Genomic DNA, 4815 nt, shown 5'->3' on the forward strand with positions numbered 1-4815 from the left:
CCCGCGGCCGTGCCGGCCACGCCCGGCTTCACCCAGGACGGCACGCCCGACCTGCTCGCCCGCACCGGCGACGGGCACCTGGTGCTGCTCCCCGGCAACGGGTGGGGCGGCCTGACCGGCACCTCCTCGGTCATCGGCGCCGGCTGGACCATGTTCGACACCGTCCTGTCCCCCGGCGACCTCACCAACGACGGGCACAACGACCTGATCGCCCGCAGCCCCGACGGCGCCCTCTACCTCTACCGGGGCAACGGGCAGGGCGGCTGGATCGGCGCCGGGACGAGGATCGGGGCGGGCTGGAACGCCTACAGCCAGGTCATCGCCGGCGGCGACTTCACCGGCGACGGCCACCCCGACGTGCTGGCCCGCAAGGCCAACGGGGAGCTCTACCTGTATGCCGGCAACGGGCGCGGCGGGCTCAACGCCGGCAGCCGGATCGGGCTGGGCTGGCAGGTCTACGACACGGTGGTCGCCGCGCGCGACGTCACCGGGGACGGCAGGGCCGACCTGCTGGCGCGCAAGCCCACCGGCCAGCTCTACCTCTACGCCGGCAACGGCAACGGCACCCTCAAGGCCGGCACCGTGGTCGCCGGCGGCGGGGACCCGACCACCACGCTGCTGTCCGCCGGCGACGTCACCGGGGACCGCCGGGCCGACCTGCTCGCCCGCGGCACGGACGGCACCCTCACGGTGCTGCCCGGCAACGGCAACGGCACCTTCGGCCAGGGCTACCCGCTGTCCACGAGCTGGGGCGCCTACACGGCCACGGTGGGCGTCGGCTGACCCTCGCCCCCCACCGTCACGGGCCCGTCCCGACGCCACCCGGCGTCGGGGCGGGCCCGCTGCGTGGGGCCCTCTCGCCGGCCCGGACCAGCGCTGCGCACGCACGCGTAGTACTTGTGCGTGAGGTGGGCCGACCCACACGGGCAGACGCTCGGATCGCGGGGGCCGGTCGCGACGAAGGAGCGCGGGATGAGCGACATCACCGAACGGGCCGCTGGCGGCTCGCATGAAGAGGACGCGGCCCGGCTGGCCAACCTCGGCTACACCCAGGAGCTGTCGCGGGTGCTCGGCTTCTTCGGCAACTTCAGCGTGGCCTTCTCCTACCTGTCACCGATGGTCGGCGTGTACTCGCTGTTCATCCTCGGCGTGGGCGCGGCGGGACCGCGCTACCTGTGGCTGATGCCGCTGGTCGTCCTGGGGATGTTCATGGTGGCGCTGGTCTTCGGCGAGCTGGGCAGCCACTACCCGGTGGCCGGGGCGATCTACCAGTACGGCAAGTACTCGGTCAGCGCGGGCTACGGCTGGTGGGTCGGCTGGCTCTACGGCATGGCCCTGCTGGTGACCGTGGCCAGCGTCGACACCGGCGTCGTCAGCTACGTGGCGGCGCTGTCCAACCAGTGGTTCGGCACGAAGATGGACCCGACGAACAGCACGACCATCCTGGTGGTGACGATCGTGCTGATCCTGATCCAGACCACGATGAACGCCGTCGGCGCCAAGCTGATGAGCCGGGTGACCGAGCTCGGCGTCTACGTCGAGACCATCGGCACGTTCGGGGTGGCCATCGCGCTGGCCGTCGTCGGCTTCCACCACGGCTTCGGCTTCCTCTTCGAGACGCACGGCGCCGAGCACGCAGCCACCAACCCGCTGGGGATGAACTTCAACGGGAACTGGCTCACCGGCGCGGCGCTCGTCGCGATCCTCGCGCACGTCTACATCTTCTACGGCTTCGAGTCCGCCGGGGACATCGCCGAGGAGACCAGGGACGCCTCGCGCCAGGTGCCGCGCGCCATGCGCTCGGCCCTGATCTACGGCGGGATCGCCTCGTTCGTCCTGGTCGCCGCGCTGATCCTGGCCACCCCGAGCAGCACCAAGGGGTATGCCGCGGTGTTCGCCGGCGGGGGCGTGCCCTCCATCCTCGCGGACCTGCCGCAGTGGCTGCAGGACTTCTTCCTCGTGATGGTCATCATCGCGTTCTTCTCCTGCGGCACAGCGGTGCAGGGCGCCGGCGCCCGGCTGGCGTACTCCTTCGCCCGGGACGGCGCGGTGCCCGCGCACAAGTGGGTGGGTCACATCTCCCCGCGGTTCCACACCCCGGTGAACGCCATCATGATCGGCGCCATCGTGCCGATCCTGTTCGCGCTGATGGTCAACATCAACCCGAGCTCGAACGTGCAGATCCTGTGGTTCACCTACCCCAAGGGCATCAACGCGTTGTTCGTCCTCGTCTCGTTCGGCGTCTCCGGCATCTACCTGTCGTTCCTGCTGACCGTGATCGGGTCGATGATCGCCCGGGCCCGCGGCTGGGTCCCCGAGGGCGCGTTCCGGCTCGGCCGGTGGGGCTGGCTGGTCAGCTGGCTCGCGCTGGCGTACCTGCTCGTGATGCTGGTCAACATCGTGGTGCCGACGGGGCTGTCCAGCCCGCGGGCGGCCTTCAACTACGACTGGATCACCTTCGTGGTCATGGTGCTGATCGCCCTGGTCGGCGCGATCTACTTCCTCATCGCCCGTCCCGACCGCGCGCTGAAGGCGCACCTGCACGACGAGCTCGAGCCCACGGCCGCCGAGCGCGAGTAGCGCGCCCACCCCCGCGACCGAACGCACCTGTTCCGTCGTTTCGGGCTCCGAGGAGCCCCGAGACGACGGAACAGGTGCGTTCGGTGGGAAGAAGAGGCCCAGGCCGGTATGCCGTGCCGGCGTCAGAGCGGCTCGAAGCCGGTGAGGTGGATGACTGCCTCGCCGAGCTCGTCGGAGGCGGCGAGGTCGACCTCGGCGGTGATCCCCCAGTCGTGGTCGCCCTCGGGGTCGTCGACGACCTGGCGGACCAGCCAGCGCCCGGGCTGCTCCTCCACCTGGAACATCTTCGGCCCGCGGGCGTCACCGTCGGTGCCGATCGAGTCGTGCTGGGCGTAGTAGGCCTCCAGCGCCTCCTGCCACCGGTCGGCGTCCCAGCCCGAACCGGCGTCGAGCTCGCCGAGGTCGATCCACCGGCGCAGCGCCGCCAGCTCGACCCGGCGGAACATCGCGTTGCGCACGAGCACGCGAAAAGCCCTGTGGTTCTTGGTGATCGGGCGCGGCTGGTCGCCAACCTCACCCGGGCGCGGGGCCTGACCGGGCTCGAGCGACCCGTCGGTCAGCTGCTCCCACTCGTCGAGCAGGCTGGAGTCGGTCTGGCGCACCGTCTCCCCCAGCCACTCGATCAGGTCGGCCAGCTCCTCGGTCTTGAGGCTGTCCGGCACCGTCTGGCGCAGCGCCTTGTAGGCGTCGGACAGGTAGCGCAGCACCGACCCCTCGGAGCGGGCCAGGCCGTAGTAGCCGACCAGCTCGGTGAACGTCATCGCCCGCTCGAACATGTCGCGCACCACCGACTTCGGCGACAGCGCGTCCTCGGGGACCCACGGGTGCCCCTTGCGGTACATCGCCAGCGCGGCCTCCAGCAGCTCCACCAGCGGCTTGGGCCAGGTGACCTCGTCGAGCAGCTCCAGGCGCTCGTCGTACTCGATCCCCTCGGCCTTCATCTCCGCCACCGCCTCGCCGCGGGCCTTGAACTGCTGGGCGAGCAGCACCTGGCGCGGGTCGTCGAGGGTGGCCTCGACCACCGAGACCACGTCCAGGGCGAAGGTCGGCGAGTCCCGGTCGAGCAGCTCGAACGCGGCCAGGGCGAAGGTGGACAGCGGCTGGTTGAGCGCGAAGTTGGCCTGCAGGTCGACGGTCAGGCGCACGGTGCGGCCGGTCTCGTCGGGCGGGTCGATCCGCTCGACGACACCGGCGGTGAGGAGCGCGCGATACATCTGGATGGCCCGGCGGGCCAGGCGCGCCTGGGCCGGCCCCTCCTCGTGGTTGTCCCGGACCAGCTTGCGCATCGCCGCGAACGGGTCCCCCGGGCGGGTGATGACGTTGAGCAGCATCGAGTGGCTGACGCGCATCCGCGAGACCAGCGCCTCGGGGTCGGCGGCGACGAGCCGGTCGAAGGTCTGCTCGCTCCAGGTGACCGTGCCCTCCGGCGGCTTCTTGCGCTGGACCTTGCGCCGCTTCTTGGGGTCGTCGCCGGCCTTGGCCAGGGCCCGCTCGTTCTCGATGACGTGCTCGGGCGCCTGGACCACCACGGTGCCCGAGGTGTCGTAGCCGGCGCGTCCCGCCCGGCCGGCGATCTGGTGGAACTCCCGCGCCTTGAGCACCCGCTGGCGGGACCCGTCGAACTTGGTCAGCCCGGTCAGCACGACGGTGCGGATCGGCACGTTGATCCCCACGCCGAGGGTGTCCGTGCCGCAGATGACCTTGAGCAGCCCGGCCTGCGCGAGCTGCTCGACGAGGCGCCGGTACTTCGGCAGCATCCCCGCGTGGTGGACGCCGATCCCGTGGCGCACCAGCCGGGAGAGGGTCTTGCCGAAGCCCGCGGCGAACCGGAACCCGCCGATGAGCTCGGCGATGCGGTCCTTCTCCTCGCGCGTGCACACGTTGAGGCTGAGCAGCGACTGGGCCCGCTCCAGCGCCGCGGCCTGGGTGAAGTGGACGACGTAGACCGGCGCCTGGTGGGTGGTGAGCAGCTCCTCGAGCGTCTCGTGCAGCGGGGTCAGCACGTAGCTGAACGACAGCGGGACGGGGCGCTCGGTGTTGGTGACCAGCGCGGTCGGGCGCCCGGTGCGCCGGGTCAGGTCGTCCTGGAAGCGCGCGACGTCGCCGAGGGTCGCCGACATCAGCAGGAACTGCGCCTGCGGCAGCTCCAGCAGCGGCACCTGCCAGGCCCAGCCACGGTCCGGCTCGGAGTAGAAGTGGAACTCGTCCATGACGACCTGGCCGATGTCGGCGTGC

The 4815-nt window shown here is 71.3% G+C and carries 3 protein-coding genes; 2 read left to right on the forward strand and 1 reads right to left on the reverse strand.

Annotated elements, in window-relative coordinates:
• Positions 1-783 (forward strand): VCBS repeat-containing protein (locus tag VF825_RS03290; RefSeq protein ID WP_331110110.1); only part of this gene is annotated, 783 nt, incomplete at its 5' end.
• Between the two features lie 189 nt (positions 784-972).
• On the forward strand, positions 973-2580 hold the full coding sequence (locus VF825_RS03295) for an APC family permease (RefSeq protein WP_331110112.1): 1608 nt from the start codon (positions 973-975) through the stop codon (positions 2578-2580).
• A 122-nt stretch (positions 2581-2702) separates the two neighbouring features.
• On the opposite strand, the gene VF825_RS03300 is transcribed toward VF825_RS03295, so the two are convergent.
• A partial coding sequence (locus tag VF825_RS03300) for a DEAD/DEAH box helicase (RefSeq protein ID WP_331110114.1) occupies positions 2703-4815 on the reverse strand: 2113 nt, incomplete at its 5' end.

The organism is Oryzihumus sp., assembly GCF_036391795.1.
Lineage (GTDB): Bacteria > Actinomycetota > Actinomycetes > Actinomycetales > Dermatophilaceae > Oryzihumus.